At 73.3% G+C, this 18,862-nt stretch carries 14 protein-coding genes; 7 read left to right on the top strand and 7 right to left on the bottom strand.

The features are described 5' to 3' along the window. Positions 1-20: 20 nt before the first annotated feature. Entirely contained in the window at positions 21-1,277 is a 1,257-nt protein-coding gene (locus IPQ09_01175) for a DUF1554 domain-containing protein (protein MBL0192831.1), read from the top strand. A gap of 365 nt (positions 1,278-1,642) precedes the next feature. On the opposite strand, the gene IPQ09_01170 is transcribed toward IPQ09_01175, so the two are convergent. Next, positions 1,643-1,804 carry a hypothetical protein gene (locus IPQ09_01170; GenBank protein ID MBL0192830.1) on the bottom strand — a complete coding sequence of 54 codons (162 nt, stop codon included), beginning with the start codon at positions 1,802-1,804 and terminating at the stop codon, positions 1,643-1,645. 347 nt (positions 1,805-2,151) lie between these two features. On the opposite strand from IPQ09_01170, the gene IPQ09_01165 reads away from it, so the two are divergent. From IPQ09_01165 to IPQ09_01150, 4 genes are all read left to right on the top strand, one after another. Further along, complete coding sequence (locus IPQ09_01165; GenBank protein ID MBL0192829.1) at positions 2,152-2,595, top strand: DUF1554 domain-containing protein; 444 nt, start codon at positions 2,152-2,154, stop codon at positions 2,593-2,595. A gap of 158 nt (positions 2,596-2,753) precedes the next feature. Further along, positions 2,754-3,272 (top strand): hypothetical protein, encoded by a 519-nt coding sequence (locus tag IPQ09_01160; protein MBL0192828.1) that lies wholly within the window; start codon positions 2,754-2,756, stop codon positions 3,270-3,272. 112 nt (positions 3,273-3,384) lie between these two features. Beyond that, positions 3,385-4,842 carry a sigma 54-interacting transcriptional regulator gene (locus IPQ09_01155; GenBank protein ID MBL0192827.1) on the top strand — a complete coding sequence of 486 codons (1,458 nt, stop codon included), beginning with the start codon at positions 3,385-3,387 and terminating at the stop codon, positions 4,840-4,842. Next, positions 4,839-7,277: an ABC transporter substrate-binding protein gene (locus IPQ09_01150; GenBank protein MBL0192826.1), complete on the top strand. Its 2,439-nt coding sequence runs from the start codon at positions 4,839-4,841 to the stop codon at positions 7,275-7,277. Before IPQ09_01155 ends, IPQ09_01150 begins: the two co-directional genes overlap by 4 nt. Before the next feature lie 4 nt (positions 7,278-7,281). On the opposite strand, the gene IPQ09_01145 is transcribed toward IPQ09_01150, so the two are convergent. From IPQ09_01145 to IPQ09_01135, 3 genes are all read right to left on the bottom strand, one after another. After that, positions 7,282-9,078, bottom strand: coding sequence for a DUF3488 domain-containing protein (locus tag IPQ09_01145; GenBank protein MBL0192825.1), 1,797 nt, complete (start codon positions 9,076-9,078; stop codon positions 7,282-7,284). Then, positions 9,075-10,331, bottom strand: coding sequence for a DUF58 domain-containing protein (locus IPQ09_01140; protein ID MBL0192824.1), 1,257 nt, complete (start codon positions 10,329-10,331; stop codon positions 9,075-9,077). Before IPQ09_01140 ends, IPQ09_01145 begins: the two co-directional genes overlap by 4 nt. A gap of 144 nt (positions 10,332-10,475) precedes the next feature. Then, the gene (locus IPQ09_01135; GenBank protein MBL0192823.1) at positions 10,476-11,411 is read right to left on the bottom strand and encodes a MoxR family ATPase; all 936 of its coding nucleotides are present in this window, start codon (positions 11,409-11,411) and stop codon (positions 10,476-10,478) included. Positions 11,412-11,495: 84 nt separating this feature from the next. On the opposite strand from IPQ09_01135, the gene polX reads away from it, so the two are divergent. After that, positions 11,496-13,232, top strand: a complete 1,737-nt coding sequence (gene polX / locus IPQ09_01130) for a DNA polymerase/3'-5' exonuclease PolX (protein MBL0192822.1) — start codon at positions 11,496-11,498, stop codon at positions 13,230-13,232. A gap of 559 nt (positions 13,233-13,791) precedes the next feature. On the opposite strand, the gene IPQ09_01125 is transcribed toward polX, so the two are convergent. After that, positions 13,792-14,259, bottom strand: a complete 468-nt coding sequence (locus IPQ09_01125) for a hypothetical protein (protein ID MBL0192821.1) — start codon at positions 14,257-14,259, stop codon at positions 13,792-13,794. 77 nt (positions 14,260-14,336) lie between these two features. Here IPQ09_01125 and IPQ09_01120 point away from each other — a divergent pair, with 77 nt between their 5' ends. After that, on the top strand, positions 14,337-14,882 hold the full coding sequence (locus tag IPQ09_01120; GenBank protein MBL0192820.1) for a hypothetical protein: 546 nt from the start codon (positions 14,337-14,339) through the stop codon (positions 14,880-14,882). Positions 14,883-15,055: 173 nt separating this feature from the next. On the opposite strand, the gene IPQ09_01115 is transcribed toward IPQ09_01120, so the two are convergent. Beyond that, entirely contained in the window at positions 15,056-15,748 is a 693-nt protein-coding gene (locus tag IPQ09_01115) for a hypothetical protein (protein ID MBL0192819.1), read from the bottom strand. Positions 15,749-15,867: 119 nt separating this feature from the next. Then, entirely contained in the window at positions 15,868-18,843 is a 2,976-nt protein-coding gene (locus IPQ09_01110) for a PHP domain-containing protein (protein MBL0192818.1), read from the bottom strand. Between the last annotated feature and the right edge of the window lie 19 nt (positions 18,844-18,862).

Genomic DNA, 18,862 nt, shown 5'->3' with positions numbered 1-18,862 from the left:
CGCCGTGTCATCCTGCTCCAATGGTCAGAAGGCTCCTCACGGGTAGTTGGCTCGCGGTCGTCGCGCTACTTGCCGCGTTGGGCTCCACCGCCGGGCTCGCGGCGTGCGCGGGGACCGGGCCGCCCGGCGCGGACGCGGGTCCGGCGGACGCGGCCTCCTCCGACAGCGCCTCGAATGGCTCGAGCGATACCGGCGCGCGAGACGCGACGGCGGAGGCCTCTTCGGACGGCGGCTTGACCGCGCCAACGCGGCTCATCGCCACCGCGGGCGACGCCACGGTGAGCCTCCGTTGGAACCCCACGACCGCGGGGACGACGTACCGCGTCTACCGGTCCACCGCGTCAGGGACTCTCGGCGCGATGATCGCGACGAGCGCGACCGAGCAGCATGTCGACACGACGGTCGCGAACGCCACGACGTATTGGTACACCGTGACGGCCGTCCGCGACGGCGCGGAGGGCCCCGCCTCGACGCAGGTCCCCGCCACGCCGAAGGCCCCGCTGCCCCCGGCGCTCACCGGGCTCACCGCGGTCGCCGGTGACGCGTCCGTCGCCCTCGCGTGGACGCCGATGGCAGGCGCGACCTACAACGTGCAGCGCTCCCTCTCGGCCACCACGCCGGGCACACTCGTCGGCGCGAGCGCGGTCGAGCGCTACACCGACGCGACCGCCGCGAACGGCACCACGTACTGGTACACGGTGTCCGCGGTGGTCGGGGGCTCGGAGGGCCCTGTGTCGGCGCCGCCCGTCTCCGCGACCCCTCGCGCGGCGCGGCTCGGGAAGATCATCTTCTACGCAGGCTCCCACTCGGGCGACTTCGCGAACGACGCCAGCTTGACCGGCGCAAACGGCATCGCGCGAGCCGACTCTTTGTGCATGAAGTCGAGCCACGTGCGGCCCGGAACGACCTTCAAGGCGCTCCTGGTCGACGGCGTACACCGCGACGCGGTCGCGCTCGTCGACTGGGTGCTTCAGCCGGATACGAAATACTACCAGACGAACGGGCTCACCCTCATCGCCCAAACGAGCGCGAGCGCCGTCTTCGACGTGGAGTTCAGCAACCTCACGAACCCGATCTCCCCCGGCACGAGCTTCGCGTGGACGGGCATCGGCTCGAACCAGTGGGCCGCCGGCAACCACTGCAACGGCTGGTCCACTTCGGCGACCAGCGTGAAGGGCCACATGGGCGTCCTGGGGCGGGTGACCGCGCAGGCGATCGGTGTGACCACGACCAGTCAATGCGGTCTCTCGCAGGGCGTCTTTTGCGTGGAGCAGTAGAGTCCCACGATCCTTCATCAAGTGCCGCCGCGGTCGCAGTCATTGGTGTCATATCTCCGAATGATCCGAAGAATCCTCCGCGCTAATCGGCTCGTGATGATCGCGCTGCTCGGCGCGCTCGGGGCCGCTGGCGGGCTCGCGGCGTGCGCCGGGAGCGAGCCCGACGACACGACAGACCCCGCGCCCACTCCGGCGACGGACGCGGCCTCCTCCAATGAAGCCTCGATCGACGCGGGCGCGCGAGACACGGCCGTAGACTCCCCTTCGGAGGGCGTCCCTCCGCCCACCGGGCTCGTGCCCAGTGCGGGCGATACGACCGTGAGCCTCCGGTGGAATCCGACGAACGCCGGGACGTCGTACCGGATCTATCGGTCGACCACCCTGGGGAACGTCGGCGCGCTTGTCGCGACGAGCACGATCGAGCAGCACATCGACACGATGCTCGTGAACGGCACGCCGTATTGGTACGCGGTCTCGTCCGTGCGCGACGGGGTGGAGGGCGCCCCTTCTGCGCAAGTCAGCGCCACGCCGAAGGGAGCGCTGCCCCCAGCGCCCATCGGGCTCAGGGCGATCGCGGGGGACGCGTCTGTCGCTCTCGACTGGCTCCCCCTGGCCGGCGCGACCTACAAGGTGCTTCGCTCCCTGTCGGACGCGACGCCAGGTGTGCAGATCGGCCGGAGCGCGGTCGAGCGCTACACCGATTCGACCGCGGCGAACGGCACCACCTATTGGTACACGGTGACGGCGATCGTGGGTGGCTCCGAGGGCCCAGCGTCCAACCCGCCCGTCTCCGCGACGCCGCGAGCGCCGAGGCTGGGGAAGATCATCTTCAGCGCCGGGCCTTCACACGGGGGATTTCGCGAACGATCCCGCCTTGACCGGCGCCACCGGCGTCGCGCGAGCCGACTCGTTCTGTATGCGGTCGAGCGTCGTGCCTCCCGGCCCGACCTACAAGGCGCTCCTGGTCGATGGCGTGAACCGCGACGCCGTCGCGCAGGTCGACTGGGTGCTCAGCCCGAACACGCGCTACTACCAGGTAGACGGGCGCACCCTCATCGCTCAAACGACCGCGCTCGCGGTGTTCGACGTGCAGTCCGCCAACCTCACGAACCCGATCGCCCCCGGCGCGGGCTACGCGTGGACGGGCGTCGGCTCGAACCAGTGGGCCGCCGGGACCCATTGCGACCAGTGGTCCAGCTCGTCCACCGGTGTGACGGGCCAAATCGGAACGCTGGGCCGCGTGAACGCGCAGGCGATCGGTGTGAACGCGTCCTCGGTGTGCTTCAACCCGGCAGCCGTCTACTGCGTGGAGCAGTAGCCCGCCGCGCTCCCACTCGAGGACGTGGAGGCGGTCATCTTCAGCTACGCCGCCGAGGTCACGCGAGGGAAGCGAGCCGCGTCGGCTATCGGCAACGTGCGGGATTGCCATGCCCCGTTGCCGAGCGCGAGCAGGAGGATCACGCTACCATCATGGCCATGCGGTCCACCTTTGTCGTCTCCTTCCTCGCGCTCGCCGCGATTGGCATCTTCGTCGCGTGCTCCCCCTCGAGCGTCGTCGCCGACGCGAGCGCGGACGGCGCCGCTGACGGACCGGGTCCGATCGTGGACGCCAGTCTCCCAGACACGACCCCGGCTCCGGACGCCAGCGTCGCTGACGGCAGCGCCGACGCGAGCGCGAGCGACGCGCGCTCGGACGCGGGGCTCGTATGCGGCGCCCTCGGGGGGACGTACACCGACGCGCTGAAGCTCTGCACGGACGAGAGCGACTGCGCGATGGTCGCCCGGGGTTGCTACTGTGGCGCCCAGCCTGTGCTCGGGATCTCCAAGTCGAGCCTGGCCGCGGCGGAGGCGTGCGAGGCAGCCGCGCGGAAGACCTGCGCGCTCGGCTGCCCGAACGCTCCCGGCCGGGTCTCCGAGGACGGCAAGAGCGACCTCGAAGGCGGGACCATCTCGGTGCGCTGTGAGCTTGGGAAGTGCCGCACCGTGCTGCCCTGAGTCGAGCTACTGCATCGACTCTGACCCGGACGACTGGACGCCTACACGGCCCCCCGCGCACCGGCCGATGGTCTTTCGGATTTCGAGGGGCGTGCATTAGCCTACTGGCTTCATGGGCGGTCACACGGTGGAGGGCACGGCGGTCGGTTCAGGTGAGGGCTCGCAAGGGGCCGCGAGCGCGGATCTGCTCACCCTCGCGTTCGAGGGGCAGCGTCCGCTCGCGGGCGGCGCCCGCATGTCGCTCGCCGGGGTCCGCGAGGTGCACCTCGGGCGCGGGGCGGCGTTCGAGGCTCGGCGCACGGGGGACGTGCTCGCGATCTCGCTCCCCGACGATCGCGTCTCGGGGAGCCACGCGCGGCTGCTGCGCGGAAGCGGCGCCGCGAGCGACTGGACGCTCGCCGACGACGGCTCACGGAACGGCACCTTCGTCGGAGACGCTCGGCACATCCAAGGTCCCCTCGCGCACGACCAGCCGTTCTCCCTCGGGAGCTGCCTGTTCTTCCTCTCGCGCGGCGCGCTTTCGACACACGAGACCACGCTCGGCGCGACGCTCGCGGGGCGCAGCCAGGGGCTCGCGTCGCTCGTGCCTCCCGTGGCGGAAGACCTCGGGCGCCTCGCGAAAATCGCGGCCTCGGAGCTCCCGGTGCTGCTCCTCGGCGAGAGCGGCACCGGCAAGGAGGTCCTCGCCCGCGCCACGCACGCCCTCTCGGCGCGCGCGCGCGGACCCTTCGTGGCGGTGAACTCCGGCGCGCTCACACAGAGCCTCCTGGAGGCGCAGCTCTTCGGGCACGTGAAGGGGGCGTTCTCCGGCGCCGTGCGCGACGAGCCCGGCTACTTCCGCGCGGCGTCGGGCGGCTCGCTCTTCCTCGACGAGATCGGCGAGCTCGCCCTTGGCTCGCAGGCCGTGCTCCTCCGCGCGCTCGAGACCCGCGAGGTGGTCCCCGTCGGCTCCACGCGGCCCGTGTCGGTCGACGTCCGCGTGATCGCCGCGACGCTGCGTCCCGTCGAGAGCCTCCGGGAGGATCTGCACATGCGCCTCGCGGGCTACACCCACAGGCTCGCGCCGCTGCGCGAGCGCATGGGGGATCTCGGGCTCCTCATCGCCGAGCTCTTGCCGCGCGTCGCGCCGGCCTACGCGTCGCGCGTTCGCTTCACTCCCGAGGCCACGCGGGCGCTCGGCGCGCACGAGTGGCGGCTCAACGTGCGAGAGCTCGCAGGCGCTCGCGAGCGCGCTCGTCCTCGCGGGAGACGCCGGCGTCGTGCGCCTCTCCGACCTCCCCGCGGGCCTCGGCGTCGCGCGCGCCCCCGCGACTTCCGGGCGCACCGCCGCCCCCGAGGCGAGGCCCCCGAGCGCGGAGAAACCGAGGAGCCCGCAGGCGCCGCGCCCGCCCGTGCCCGCCGACGAGCGCGAGCGCGCGCTCCTGGCGCTGCTCGAAGAGCACCGCGGCAACCTCAGCGAGGTCGCCCGCCAAATGAACACCACGCGGGTGCAGGTGCACCGGTGGATCGCGAAGTTCGGGGTCGATCTCGAGGTCTACCGCCCGGGCCAAGAGGGACCCGGCTGACGTGACGCGCGTCGTAGGCCCGTCCGCGCCCACCGACTCGCCCGCGGCGCCGCGGTCCGCCGAGCCCGGAAGCCGCGTGACGCCCCAGGTGCGCCTGGTGCGCCCTCTCGGCGCGGGCGGAATGGGCACCGTATGGCTCGCGCGCCATGAAGCGCTCGGCGTCGACGTCGCGGTGAAGCTCGTCAATTCGATGGTCGCCGCGAGCCCCACGGCGCTCCGACGCTTCGAGCGCGAGGCCGCGCTGCTCGCCAAGGTGCGGAGCCCTCACGTGGTCGCCGTGCTCGACGCGGGCGAGTCCCCGGAGCTCGGCCCCTACCTGGTCATGGAGCTGCTCGAGGGCCACGACCTCGGGGTGGAGCTCGACGCGCGCGGCCGACTCGAGCCGCGCGAGGTCCTCACGATCGCCGAGCAGGTGGGCAGCGGGCTGAAGAGAGCTCACGACGCCGGGCTCGTGCACCGCGATCTGAAGCCTGGAAACCTCTTTCTCTGCGCGGGAATGGGGACCACGCCATTTGTCAAGATTCTTGACTTTGGCGTGGCGTTCGCCGAGGGCGAAGAGACGCAGCTCACGCAGGCGGGGGACGTCGTCGGGACACGCTCGACGATGAGCCCCGAGCAGGCGGCGGGCAGACCCGTCGACGCGCGCAGCGATCTCTACTCACTCGCGCTTGTGCTCTTCCGGCTGATGACCGGCACGGCCGCCATCCCCCGCGCCTCGCTCGAGGCGCTCGGCCTCGCGGCGTATCGCATGGAGCGACCGCGCCCTTCGGCGCTCGTCCCGAGCCTCCCTGCGGAGGTGGACTCGTGGTTCGCGCGCGCGACCGAGCCCGAGCCCGAGGCGCGCTTTGCGGACGTCGACACCTGGCTTGTGGCGCTCCAAGGGGCGATGCGTGCGTGCTCTCCGCCGGTGAACGCGCCCGCGGAATCCACAGTCGACGACGGCGCGACGCTCCCTGATGGGGAGTCCCCGAGCGCGGAGCCCGCCCTCGGCGCCGCGACGCCGGCGACTCCGGAGCCCGACGGCGACGAGCGTGGCCGAGCCTCCGCGACCCCGCCGCGCGCGAGCGCCCGAAGGTGGCGGCTCGGCGCGGTCGCAGCCCTCACGCTGCTCCTTGCATCGATCACGATCGCGATCACGAGCGCGCACCGCGCACCGCGCGCGGTCGACCCGAGCCGCGCGCCCACTGCGTCGAGTGACGCCGCCGCGGGCCCGGGGGAGCCCGCCGCCGACGCCGGCCGCCCAGAAGGACGCGTGCGCCTCGCGCTCTTGACCGATCTCTCCGGCGCGAACCGCCGACGCGGGAGCGAGCTCGAGCGGGCGGCCCGTACGGCCGTCGCCGCTATCAACCGCGAAGGCGGCGTACGTGGTCGTACCCTCGTGCTTGACACGCTCGACGACCAAGGCGCTTCCGGCGCGTTCCTGAGCGCGCGAGCGCTCGAGGCGTCGACGCGGGCGAGCGTGCCGGCCGTCCTGGGGCCGCTGCTCAGCCCGCAGGCCGTCGAGGTCGGACCCGCGCTCGCGGAGCGCGGCGTCCTCGCCGTCTCGGCGACGGCCACGGCCGAGTCGCTCGCCCCGAGCGACCGCGCGCCTGGGCTCTTCGTCGGCCTCGCGCCGTCCGACGACGCCCAGGGGCCCGCGCTCGCGCGCGCCGCGAAGGGGCGCTCGGGGGCGCCGCTCGGTCGGCCCTGCCGCCGGCTCGCGATCGTGGCGGCGAGCGACGCGCACGGAGCGCCCTTCGCGCAGGCGCTCGAGGCCGAGGCGCGCGCCGCGCCGCCGCTCGAGACGACGCGCCACCTCGTCCCGCCGGAGCCGCGGCGCCGGTACGACGACCTGGTCGCGGAGGTGGCGCGCGAGAAGGCCGACTGCCTCGCCTTGCTCGTGTCGCCGAAGGTCGGAGGCCGCGTGGTCACGTCGATCCCCGCCGCGCAGCGCAAGGGCCTCCGCCTTCTCGCGGGCGACTCGCTCGCCTCGCGCGACTTCATCGAGTTCGCGCGCGGCGACGTCGAGGACGTGAACGCCCCCTCGCTCGCGGAGGGCGTCGAGGGCGTCGCGGTCGCCTCCGCGGCGCCGGATCGAGCGGAGCTCTCTGCGTTCCGCAGGCAGTTCCGCGCCACCCACGGAGGCGATCCCGACGAGCCCTTCGCGGCGCACCAGTTCGACGCGGTGGTCCTCCTCGCGCTCGCGATCGAGGCCGAAGGGCTCGCGGCGCCTTCCGCCAAGCTGCGCGACGCCATGATCCGCATCAGCCAAGGCAAGAGCGGCTACGGCCCCTCCGAGCTCGGGCGACTCCTCCGCGCCGTCGCGCGAGGCGAAGACGCAGGCTACGAGGGGGCCTCGGGAGATCTCGACCTCGGGCCGAACGGGCGCGTGCAGGGCGCCTTCGAGCCGTGGGTCGTGAAGGGCGGCAAGATCGTCCGTGGGAGCCCAAGTGCGCACTAAATGTTCAGGCTCGCGCGTCCGACGCCAGGCGCGCCGACACGAGGGCGCGGAGCTCCTCCGAGGTGCCCTCGTGGCCATACCGCAGCGCCGCGCACGCGCGCACCGCGCGGGCGGCGAGGTCGTCGCCCTGGGTCTCGAGGCGCTCGGCGAAGGCGTAGAGTCCCTCGGCGCGGTCCCGCTGGACACCGCGCGTCGCGAGGTGGGCCTCGAGCCGCTCGAGCTCGGGGTGGATTGGCACCACGGGCGCGGCGAGGCGCGCGCGTCGTGCTCGGGCACGTCGCACGCCGAGCCACACGCCGACGCCGACCGCGACGAGGACGCCACCACCCACGAGCGCCTTGGGCTTTCCAAGGCCGTCGAGCAGCGCCTCCGCCGAGAGCAGCGCCACCTCGAGTGGTGACGGGCGCCGGAGAAACGCGCTCGGAGGCGTGGGGTCCCACGTGCGCCACGCGGCCGGCGTCGTCGGGGTCGCGCTGTACGCCTCGACCCACGCGTGCGCGTGGCGCTCGCGCACCACGTAGCCCGGTCCCGAAGTGGCGGCCTCTGCTACGCGGTAGCCGCCGATGACGCGCGCGGGGATCCCCGAGGCGCGCGCGAGGAGGGCGAACGCCGTCGCGAACAGCTCGCAGTGGCCGGCTCGGTGGACGAAGAGGAAGTCGCGGAGCGCGCTCCCCTCGAACCTCTCGCGCCGCAGGGTGTACCGGTAGCCTCGGAGATGGGTCTCGAGGGCCTCGAGGCGCTCGGCGTCCGTCGCAGCGCCCACGGTCCACTCGGCGGCGAGCGCGCGGAGCTCGTCCCGGTGGGCCCGAGGGAGCTGGAGGTCGTCGGCCGACGGCGGGCCGAGCGAGAGGCCGTCGCCCGCGGGTTTGGTGGCGTCCCAGCTCGTGCGCTTCGGGCCGTGCGTGAGGCCGTCGGCGCGGGTTCGAGCGCCTGGAACGACGAACCCCAGCGGCGCGAAGAGCACGCCGTGCCCGCTCGTGGCCTCGACGTGCACGCTCTTCGAGGGCGAGGTGGGCGCCGGGAATGACGGGGCAGCGGGCGTCGAGTGGCTCGCGAGGCCGAGCCACTGCGCGCCGTCGAACGACTGGTAGACCTTGCCTCGGAGGTACTCCACGTCGTCGCCGGTGAGGCGCAGCACGACCTTGTCCGACTCCAGGATCTCCTGGGCGTCGCCGAGCGTGAGCGCGTCGTCGAACCCCGATCGCGGCCGGTCGTACGCGCGCATGGCGAAGCGCCGGGCCACGGCGAACGTCGCGCGGGGCACGATCCGCGACGAGGCCCCGCCGACGCAGAGCGCGCCCACCATGAGCGCCGCCGCGGAGCCCCAGGCGACGCGCGGCCGGCCCGCGCCGAACGTGGGATCGCGCCCCAGCGTCGCGAGGCCGAGCGCGGCCGCGAGCGAGGGCGCGAGCTCGGCGACGCGGTGTCCCTGGACCGCCAGCGCGGCGCTCGCCACGAGCACCGCGGTGACGTCGCCTCCCTTGGCGAGCACGGTGGGCACGAAGAAGGCGCGGCTCGCCGTCACCACGAGCGCTCCGGCTGCGATCTGCGCCGCGAGGCCGCCGGGCGTCTCGCCGAGGGCGCGCACCCCCGCGCCGAAGCCGAGCACGAGGAGCAAGTACAGTCCGAGCTCGGCGGCGCGTGGGATGCGTGCAGGTTGCACGCGAAGCGTGAGCGCCAAGGGGAGGGCGAGCGCGATCGCGCGCACGTCGACGAGCGTGGTGAGGAGCAGCACGGACGCGAGCGTCCCGGCGCTGCGAGCGAGGGCGAGCCGGGCCGGGCTTGCGATCGCGCCGCTCATAGGTCGAGGCCCCCTTGCGCGATCCTCGCGGGCGACAGCGCCACCACGCCCGAGGGGAGCGGACCTGGCCGGTCGGCGACGACCAGGGCGCGCACGAACAGCCCGCGCCGCGTGAGCGCGAGGACGACCTCGTCGCGGGCGGGATCCCACCGGGTGGTCACGAACACCACCGACGACGCGGCGCCGAGGTGCGGCGCGATGCGCGCGAGCAGGCGGCGCGCGTCGAGCGGCCCGCGGCGCGCCTCGGCGACCGCGAGCGCGTCGGACACCCGCGGGACGACCTCGCGGCCGCGGCTCGCGCCGAGCGGGTGGAGCGCATCACCGAGCACGAGCAGCTCGAGCGAGAGCGAGCCCTCCGAGACGATCTCGGCCACCCCGGCGGTGAGCGACACCGCGGCCTCGAAGGCGTCCCCGTCGTCGGCGTGCGTGTCGAGGAGGAGGAGCGCGTGGGGCCTCTCGGGGTCGTGGTACTCGCGCACCGCGGGCACGCCCGTCCGCGCCCACGTCCGCACGTCGAGGTCGCGCACGCGGTCGCCGGGGCGGTACTCGCGAACGCCGGCGAGGTCGGCGAGGCCCGCGCGCCGGGTCGCGCGCCGCGCGTCGAGGGCCGTGTCTCGCGAGGGCGCGAGCGCGAGGCGCGAGACGCGCGCGGGGCGCGGCACCACCTTGATGCGGAAGGGCTCGGTCTCGATGGGCGGCCCGCTCACGACGTCGAACGGCAGTCGGCGCGCCACCGCGAACGGGCCGAGGAAGAGGTCGGCGCGCTTCAGGAAGCGGACGCGCGCGGTGGCCGCGAGGGTGCGCGTGCCGCGCTCCTCCGCGAGGGCCGGAGGCGCGCCCTCGTAGCGCGCGAAATAGGGCAAAAAGGGCCCGCGCACCGCCAGATCGCTCGCGCGGTCCGACGCGTCCACGAGCACCCGCACCTCCATGGCCTCGCCGACCGTGACGCGGGTCGGCTGCTCGAGGCGAGCGCGCCCCTCGCGCACGCGAAACCGCCCGCGCGCGGCGACGGAGAGCGCGAAGAGACCGAGCGCCGTGCCCGACACGAACGCGAGGCGTGAGCGAGGCGCGGCCAGCGACAGGGTGCCCACGACCGCGCCCACGAGGAAGAGCGCCCACCCGACGCTCGTCACGGAGAACAGCAGCTCGATCAGCCGGGCGACGCGCGGCGAGAGGGGCCTCACCCGGCGCCGCCGCTCGGCCGTGGGCACGGGGATGAACACGTGGTTCAGCCGGTCCCAGTCGATCTTCATGGCGACACCTCGCCTGCGGCGCGGGCCCGCCATAGGCCTTCGTTCGCCCCTGCGGGGCTCACTTCCAGGTTCATGGCGACACCTCGCCTGCGGCGCGGGCCCGCCATAGGCCTTCGTTCGCCCCTGCGGGGCTCACTTCCAGGTTCACGCAGGCACCGGCTCGCTCTCCACGATCGCGCGGATGACACCCTCGCCCCGTCGCCCCGCGTATTTCGCCTCGGGTCCGAGGAGCAGGCGGTGGGCGAGCACGGGCACCGCGAGCGAGGCCACGTCGTCGGGCGCCACGAAGCCTCGCCCGAGGAGCAGCGCGCGCGCCTGGCTCGCGCGGAAGAGGCCAAGGGCCCCTCTCGGGCTGACGCCGAGCTCGACGTCGGGGTGCGCGCGCGTGCGCTCGACCAGCGACACGAGGTAGCTCGCCACCGCGCGATCCACGCGGATCTCTCGCGCCGCGCGCTGCAGCTCCACGAGGCCGCCCTCGGGGAGCCTGGGCGCGAGGGCGTCGAGCGGGTCGACCGTGGCCCGCGCGAAGAGCAGCTCGAGCGTCTCGGCGTGGCTCGGATACCCCATCGAGAGCCGCACGAGGAAGCGGTCGAGCTGCGCCTCGGGGAGCGGGTAGGTGCCGTGGTGGTCCGAGGGGTTCTGCGTGGCGAGCACCACGAACGGCGGCGGCAGCGGGTGGGTCTCGCCGTCCACGGTGACGTGCCCCTCGCTCATCGCCTCGAGCAGCGCGGACTGCGTGCGCGGCGACGCGCGGTTGATCTCGTCGGCGAGGAGTACGTGAGTAAAGATCGGACCTTTTCGGAACGCGAACGTGCCGGAGTCTCGGTCGAGCACGAGCGAGCCGAGGATGTCGGACGGCAAGAGATCGGGGGTGAACTGAACCCGCGCGAACGACACGCCGAGCGAGCGGGCGAAGGCCTTCGCGAGGGTGGTCTTGCCGACCCCGGGCACGTCCTCGAGCAGCACGTGCCCGCCCGCGAGCGCCGCGACCAGCACCTGGTCTACGACCTCGGCCTTGCCGCGGAGCACGCCCCCGACCTGGGCCCGAAGATCGGCGAGGGTGCTCGCGCGCTTGTCCATGGTGTCCCGAGCGTAGCGGAACGCGGCGCGGGCCGGGAGAGAGTGGCGGGGCGTACGCTGTCGGGATCGCCTACACTCGGTCGCGTGGACAACCTCGCCATCGCCCGGGCCCTCGACGAGCTCGCGGACATGCAAGAGCTGAGCGGGATGGTGCCGTTCAAGGTCCGCGCCTTCCGCTCCGCGGCGCGCGCCATCGAGGGGCTCGGCGAGAGCCTCGCTGACCTCGCCGCGGCCGGGAAGCTCGAGGGCGTGCGGGGCGTGGGCGAGGGCGTCGCGCGGCGGATCCGGGAGCTGCTCGACACGGGGAAGCTCGCCGAGGCCGAGGCTCTCCGCGCGACGCTTCCGCCGGGCCTCACCGACCTCATGAACCTCCCGGGCATCGGCCTGAAGACCGCGCAGCAGGTCTGGAAGGAGCGGGGGATCACGTCGATCGACGCGCTCGAGGCCGCCGCGAAGGAGGGCCGGCTGCGCGACTTGCCGCGCTTCGGCGCGAAGCGCGAGGAGAGGCTCGTGCTCGCCATCGCTGCGTGGCGCAAGCGCGCCGAGGCCCCGAAGCGGAGGCCCCTCGCCGAGGCGTGGCTCGCCGCCGACGCCCTCTGCGAGCGCATGCGGGCGGTGCCCGGGGTGCTGGCGTGCGAGCCGGCCGGCAGCCTCCGCCGCCGCGCCGAGACCGTCGGCGATCTCGACGTCCTCGTGGCCGCGCTGCCCGAGCACGCCTCCGCCATCATGCGCGCGTTCGTCGCCGCGCCCGACGTGGTGGAGATCCTAGGACAGGGCGAGACCAAGACCAGCGTCGTGCTCGAGGGCGGCATGCAAGCGGACCTGCGCGTGGTACCCGCGGCGTCGTGGGGCGCCGCGCTCCAGTACTTCACCGGCTCGCGCGACCACAACGTCGCCATGCGAACCCTGGCGGTGAAGAAGCAGCTGAAGGTGAGCGAGTACGGCGTGTTCGACGCGGCGGGGAAGAAGGTCGCCGGCGACGACGAGGCCGGCGTGTACGCGGCGATCGGCCTCGCGTGGATGCCGCCCGAGCTCCGGGAAAACCGCGGCGAGGTCGAGGCCGCCGCGAGCGACACGCTGCCGCGCCTGGTCGAGCTCGCCGACCTTCGCGGCGATCTGCACTCGCACACGACGGAGACCGACGGCAAGAGCACCCTCGCCCAGATGGCCACGGCCGCCCGGGCATTAGCTAGGACTTATTTGGCCGTGACGGATCACTCCGAGTCGCTCGGCTTCGTGCGAGGGCTCAGCCGCGAGCGCCTCCGCGCGCAGCGCGAGGTGCTCCGCGAGGTCGAGGCCTCCCACGAGGGCGAGCTGCGGCTCTTCGCGGGGCTCGAGGCCGACATCCTCGCCGACGGGGCGCTCGACCTCGAGGACGCGCTGGACGAGCTCGACTGGGTGATCGGCAGCGTGCACCAGCGGCTCGACATGCCGCGCGAGGAGCTCACCCGCCGGGTGGTCCGCGCGATCGAGTCGGGCAAGATCGACTGCCTCGGGCACCCCACGGGCCGGCAGATCGGGCACAGGCCGCCCGCGGCGCTCGACATGGAGGTCGTGCTCGCGGCCCTCGCGCGCACCGGCGTGGCCATCGAGCTGAACAGCTCCCCCACGCGCCTCGACGTGGACGAGCACCTGGCGCGACAGGCGCGCGACGCCGGCGTCCTCGTGGTGATCAACAGCGACGCCCACGGCGTCCGCGAGCTCTCGCACCTCCGCTACGGCGTGGGGATCGCGCGGCGCGCCTGGCTCCGCCCGGAGCACGTGCTGAACACACGGTCGGCGGGCGAGCTCGTCGAGTGGCGCCGCGCGCGCCGGAGCTGACGCGCGGCTAGTCCCCTGGAAGCGTGATCCCTTCCAGAAGTCGCGCGGGTTCGGCCTTTCGCCACAAGGGAGCGAGGGGGTGTCCCGTTTTCGGCGGCGGTGGGAGGATACTCATGTTCGAGGGTCGGCGTTCTCGCGCGGTCACCCCCGAAACCACTGTCCCCTGAGCGCAAAGCGCGGCCTCCACCGCGCGGAACGACGTCCGAGTTGAGGACGGGCCCGCCGCCGCCGAAAACGGGGCACCCCATCGCTCCTCGGCATGACACCGAAGACCCGACTTCTGATACGAACCACGACTCCAGGAGACTAGAGCGCCGAACCGCTTGATTCGGTCGGCTTTTCGCCGACTTACGTCGCCGTACTTCGTTGCTCCTCCTCGCCTAGAGCCCGGATAATTCACTGGATGTGGGGGCGGTGTGTGGAGGGGGCGATTTTAGTCGGGAGCCGACGAAGGGCGAGCGATGGGGCTGGCGAAGTCTCGGCGGGCCTGTGGCGGACGCGCGTAGCCGTCTCGCGGCGAAGCGCGCGGTGCGGCGGTGGGCGCGCAGTGCGCGGCGGCTCACGCAGCAGCGTCGTCTTCGTCGGCGTTGCGGTCGCATGCGACCTTCCATGCGGGATCACGCCGCAGTGAGGCCGCGTCGTTCTGATCCTCGTACCTGCGGTTCGCTCGAAGGTCGCGGAGCGCGTCTCGACGCGCGCGGCGGTCGACCGCGGCGGGGGCGTCCAACGAGCCGTTCGCCGGCAGGGTGGACGGGACGGCGAGCGTGCTCCACGAGCCCGCGCGCTGTATGCTTCGTGCGTGGACCTTCACGATCACGTCCAAGAGAGGAGCCTTCGACTCCACGCCGCCGTCGTCGAGCGACTCCTGGCCGATCCCGCGCTCGTCTCGGCCGCCCGGCGGCGCGTCGCGGCTTGGCTGCTCGACGACTCGGTCCCGCGTGCGTACGCCGAGGCCTGGCACGCGCTCCTCGAGGAGCCTCGCGATGCTCTGGTCCGTGCCATGCTCGAAGGCTCCGAGCGAATGCACGACCTCCGCCAAGTGAGCCCGTTCGCGGGCGTCCTGGACGCGCGAACACGATGGCGCATCCTCCGGTCACGCGCTTCGTGAAGCGTTCCCAGCTCGAGCACATCATTCGAGCCGCGACCACCATCGCCGACGACGACGAGCTCATCATCGTCGGAAGCCAGGCGGTCCTCGGCCAGTTTCCCGACGCCCCCGCTGAGCTCCTCGTCTCCGTCGAGGCGGACGTCTACCCTCGGAATCACCCGGAGCGATGGGAGCTCATCGATGGCTCACTGGGAGAGCTGTCCCCGTTCCACGACACCTTCGGCTACTACGCTCAGGGCGTCGAGCCCGGCACGGCGCTCCTGCCGGCAGGGTGGGAAAGTCGCCTAGTGACCATTCAGGGCCCGGGGACTCGAGGCGCGAAGGGACTCTGCCTCGAGATCCACGATCTGCTCCTCTCGAAGTATGTCGCCGCCCGCGAGAAGGATCGTCACTTCTGCCGGGTCGCCGTGAGGTGTGGGTTGGTGGATCCCGCCGTCCTGCTCGAGCGAGTCCCGACGCTCCCGGTACGAGAAGACGCGCGGCTGCGCGTGGCGACGCTGGTTCGCGACGACGTCCTCGCCACCCGCTCACTTCCTCCGTAGAATGCTGCCGTGCGGTCGCGATATCGCTAGGCGCGACCAGCGCGCCGGGCGGTGCCACCCGGGCGCGGACACGACGCGTGGTCTCAGCGAGAAGCGTGGGGTATCGCGTTCGCGAGCTGAGCGCAGCACTCGCGGGCGCGCGCCCCGCATGGACGCGCGCCGCGCGGGTGGGCTCAGTCGTCCCAGCCGATCGACACGGCGCCCGCGAGGTTCGTCCGGTCGCGGCCCCCGACGGGGAGCGCCGCGCCGAGCGAGATGGCGAGCGCCCGGTACGGATAGAAGCGCAGCTGGGCGTGGGGGTCGAACGACTGGAGAGGGCGGAGGCCTGCGCCGACGGCCACCCCGAACCCGCGCACGGGGCGAAAGATCAGATCTGTCGTCGCCGCGGGCGCCCACTCGAGGGTCGCGCGGCCCGGCACGGTGGTGATGAGCGACGCGAACGACAGCGAGCCGACGAGCTCGAAGGCGCCGCGCGACCACACCCCGCTGAGCCCCGGCTCGAAGCCGTAGCGCCGGGCCCTCGCGAACACCGTCTCCGTGGGCAGCAGCAGCCGCCCGTAGGCGACGAGCTGGGCTCGCTCCGTGCGCGCGATGGGCGCGTGGAGGCCCAGCGCGCCGGCGCCGACCCTCGCGCCGTCGCTCTCGACCGTGGCGTTCGCGACGAAGCGGTACTCGAGGCCCGGGAGCCACGCCGAGAGCCACGCCCCGGCGAAAGGCAGCCGGAGCGAGGCGCGGAGGGCGGCGCCCATGAGCACGCTCCCGTAGAAGTCGTCCTCGGCGATGAGCAGCGCGAGGCGGCTCTCGACGGTGAGCGACGTGCGGGCGCACGCCTCCTGCGCGACGCCGAGGTCGGCGGGGCCGAACACGGGGACGCGGATCGGGGTCCCGAGCCCCGGTCGCCCCCGGTCGCACGGGCCCTCCGCCGCGGCGACAGAAGCGTGTAGAACGCATGCGAGCGTCGCCGCCCACGCGAGCCGCGCGCTGTTCATAGGCCGGGAGCTGACCATCCGTCCCTCCCTCGGTCGATGAGCCACGGGTTGGTGAACGCGGTGGCCCAGTGGCCCGGCGCGACGACGTTCGCGTGGAAGCGCGGATCGGTCTCCGACGGTCGACCCGGCTCCACGTACGCGTCGTCTTCGCCGTAGCCGCGCCGATCGTCGAGATCGATGGAGCCATCGCCGTTGTTGTCCGTGGTGTCCGGGTAGCCGTCGCGATCGAGGTCGGCCGAGGGAAACAGCGGGAGCCCGGCCTCGACCACGATCCATGCGTCGGAGTCGGGCGGGAGCCCCGCGAGCAGCTCGGACAAGGGGAGCTTCCCCGTGAAACGCACCAGGCCGGCGCGTCCGAACGGATCGGTGGGCCGCGTGAGCTCGGGCCCTCGCAGCACGCGCCGCACCTTGCCGTTCACGAGCACGCGGATCTCCTCGACCGGGATCCACGGCGCCGCGCGGACCTCGAGGGTCAGCGCCGAGTCGGCGGCCGCGCGGAGCGGCGCGAGGGAGGGCCCGCGCCCTTCGATGCTCGCGTCGATGACCGGCCCGTTGGTGCCGATCATCTTGCCCGCGCGGACATCCGCGTTGAAGCGCTCGACGTCGAAGGCGCGGAGCGTGTGGCCGCCGAGCACGAGGTTGCGCGGATACCCGAGCACCTCGACGGCGAGCGTGTGCGAGTCGCTGTTCGCCGTGCCGCCGCGCAGGATCCCCTGGTTTAGCAGCGAGAACCACGCGAGCCGGTACTGCTGGAACTGCCGCGTGCTCGTGCCGTTCATCACCTCTTGCACGTGGTAGTCGAGCGCGGTGCGCCCGCCGCGGCTCCGGCGCAGCTGGCCGGGGCCGACGTCGCTAGGCTCCGCGGGCACGGGCTTGCGCGCGTCGAACTCGATCGCCGTGAGGAACCCCTCGTCGCGCCCGAAGCTCGAGCCGGCCAGCGGGTGGTTGAACTGGATGACGCCGGCGCCGTCGAACGACGCCGACACGCGGTCGAAGAGCGGGCCCGGCTCGAGGAGCTCGTCCCACGCGAGGCCGTTCCGCGGCAGCGCGGCGTCGTACCGCAGCGGCCAGAAGTTGTAGTGCCCCACCACCTTCGGGATGTCGGAGCCGGGCGGTCGGTAGAAGAGAATGTGTCCCGTGGTCTCCGCCCCGGGCATCACGCGCACGCGGTCGCCGATACCGAGCTCGCGGATCGCCGCCTCGTAGGTCGTGACGACGTCGTGGTCGGTGGCGGCCAGCACGTCGATGCCCGTCGCGACGAACGAACGAGCGCGGTCGATCTCCGGCAGGCTGCTGTCGAAGCTCGCCCCGGCGTGCACGTGAAAGTCGGACGAGAGGGCGCCCGCGGGCGTCAGCGACGGGAGCTTGTCGACCACCAGCGTGGTCGTCGTGGTCGCCCCGTCGGTGATGGTGATCTCTGCGCGCGCGAGCGTGGAGAATGGGCCCTCGGTCGCGTACGCCCAGTACCGGCCCGCGGGCACCGCGACCGACACGCGCCCATCCGCGCCCAGCAGCGCCCGGTTGCACGCGGGGGAGCCGCCGTGCGGAGGACCCAGGTACGGCGCGCAGTGCGCGACGTCGAACGCGCCATAGAGCGACCCCCGCGCTGCGGCGACGTCCTCGGCGCGCACCGGCGTGAGCACGAGCTCGCCGCGCACGGCCTGCCCCGCGGAGTCGACCACCCGCGCCTCCAGGCGCCCCGGCTCGGGTGAGACGAGGTCCGGGACCTCGACGTCGCCGAGCGTGGTGAACGTCGCGGGCGGCGAGGCGGCGCGGCCTAGCGTGTGGGCCACGGCGACGAGGCGCTTGCCGGCGGGCACGGCGACCCGGTAGGCGCCCTGCGCGTCGAGCGTCGCCTCGGTCCACACCGTCCGCGCGTCGAGCGCGGGCGAGCCGCCGGGGCCCGGCTCGTAGACGAGCACGCTCGCGTGGTCAGCGGCGGTCAGGGGCCGCCCGTCGGGGCGCCGCACGCGACCCCGCGCCGTGCGCGTGGGCTCCGCGAAGAGCTGCTCGCGCGCTCGGAGCGCCTCGCTCACCGCGCCGCCCATGCCCGGTCCGCGCGCCACCACGAAGAACCGCTCGAAGGCCAGCGCGTCGCCCGGCATGACGACCGTGCGCGGGAGGCCGGCCGCGGAGATCGAGTCGCTGTGAAAGCCGCTGAGCGCCTGCTTGCCCTCCCCGCACCCGACCACGGCGTAGGACGGTGCGGCCTCACGCTCCGGCCGCGAGGCGAGGAACGGTTGCTCGACGAAGGAGCGATCGAGCTCGAGCAGGTCGAGGTCGGGGTGGACGAAGCCTCGCCCCGCGAGCGGCGTGAAGGGCGCGCTCTTGCGACCGCCCCAGTAGAGCGCGTCGCTGAGGAAGAAGCTCTCCGGCGAGTCGCCCCCGTGGAACAGCTCGGTCCGTACGCGCACGCCCGGCTCGCAGGGGCGCAGCTCGTAGCGGGTCACGACGGACACCTTCGGGCGCCCGTCGAGCGTGCCCCGCACGATCGCCGCGACGTACCGCGGTGAGCGATCCTCGAGGTCGATGCGAGTCGCGCGCACCGCGTCGCCGGGGAGGATCCCGACCGCCTGAAAGATCTGGTTTATTCCGTCGTCGCCATTGCCAGCGGAGTCGACCGGCGAGAGATCGAGGATCGCTCCGCCCGACGGCGAGAGGAAGTGCGGCGCGCCGAGGCCGTCGAGCACGAGGCGGAGGTGGTCGTTGCGGAGGAGGACATCGCCGGTCGCGGCCAGGGCGTCGGGTCCGGAGGCGCGGTCCGCGGCGCGCTCCACGCGCCGCATCTCGAGCGCGGGCGCGGCGCAGGTGTACGTGAGCCCCCGGCAGGGCGTGGGTGGCGAGCAGACCCCGTCGTCGCCGCCGAGGCAACCCTCGGGCGCCGCGCAGCCGCGGAAGACCGCGAGCCACGCGAAGGCGCACGCGAACGCGAACGAGCACGTCGAGGCCAACGCCGTCCTTCGTCGATCCATGCCTCATGTCTATCCGCGG

The sequence above is a fragment of the Myxococcales bacterium genome (assembly GCA_016720545.1).
Classification (GTDB): Bacteria; Myxococcota_A; Polyangia; order Polyangiales; family Polyangiaceae; genus JAAFHV01.
The sequence above is the reverse complement of the archived record's forward strand: the minus strand, read 5'-3'. Positions and strand labels throughout refer to the sequence as shown.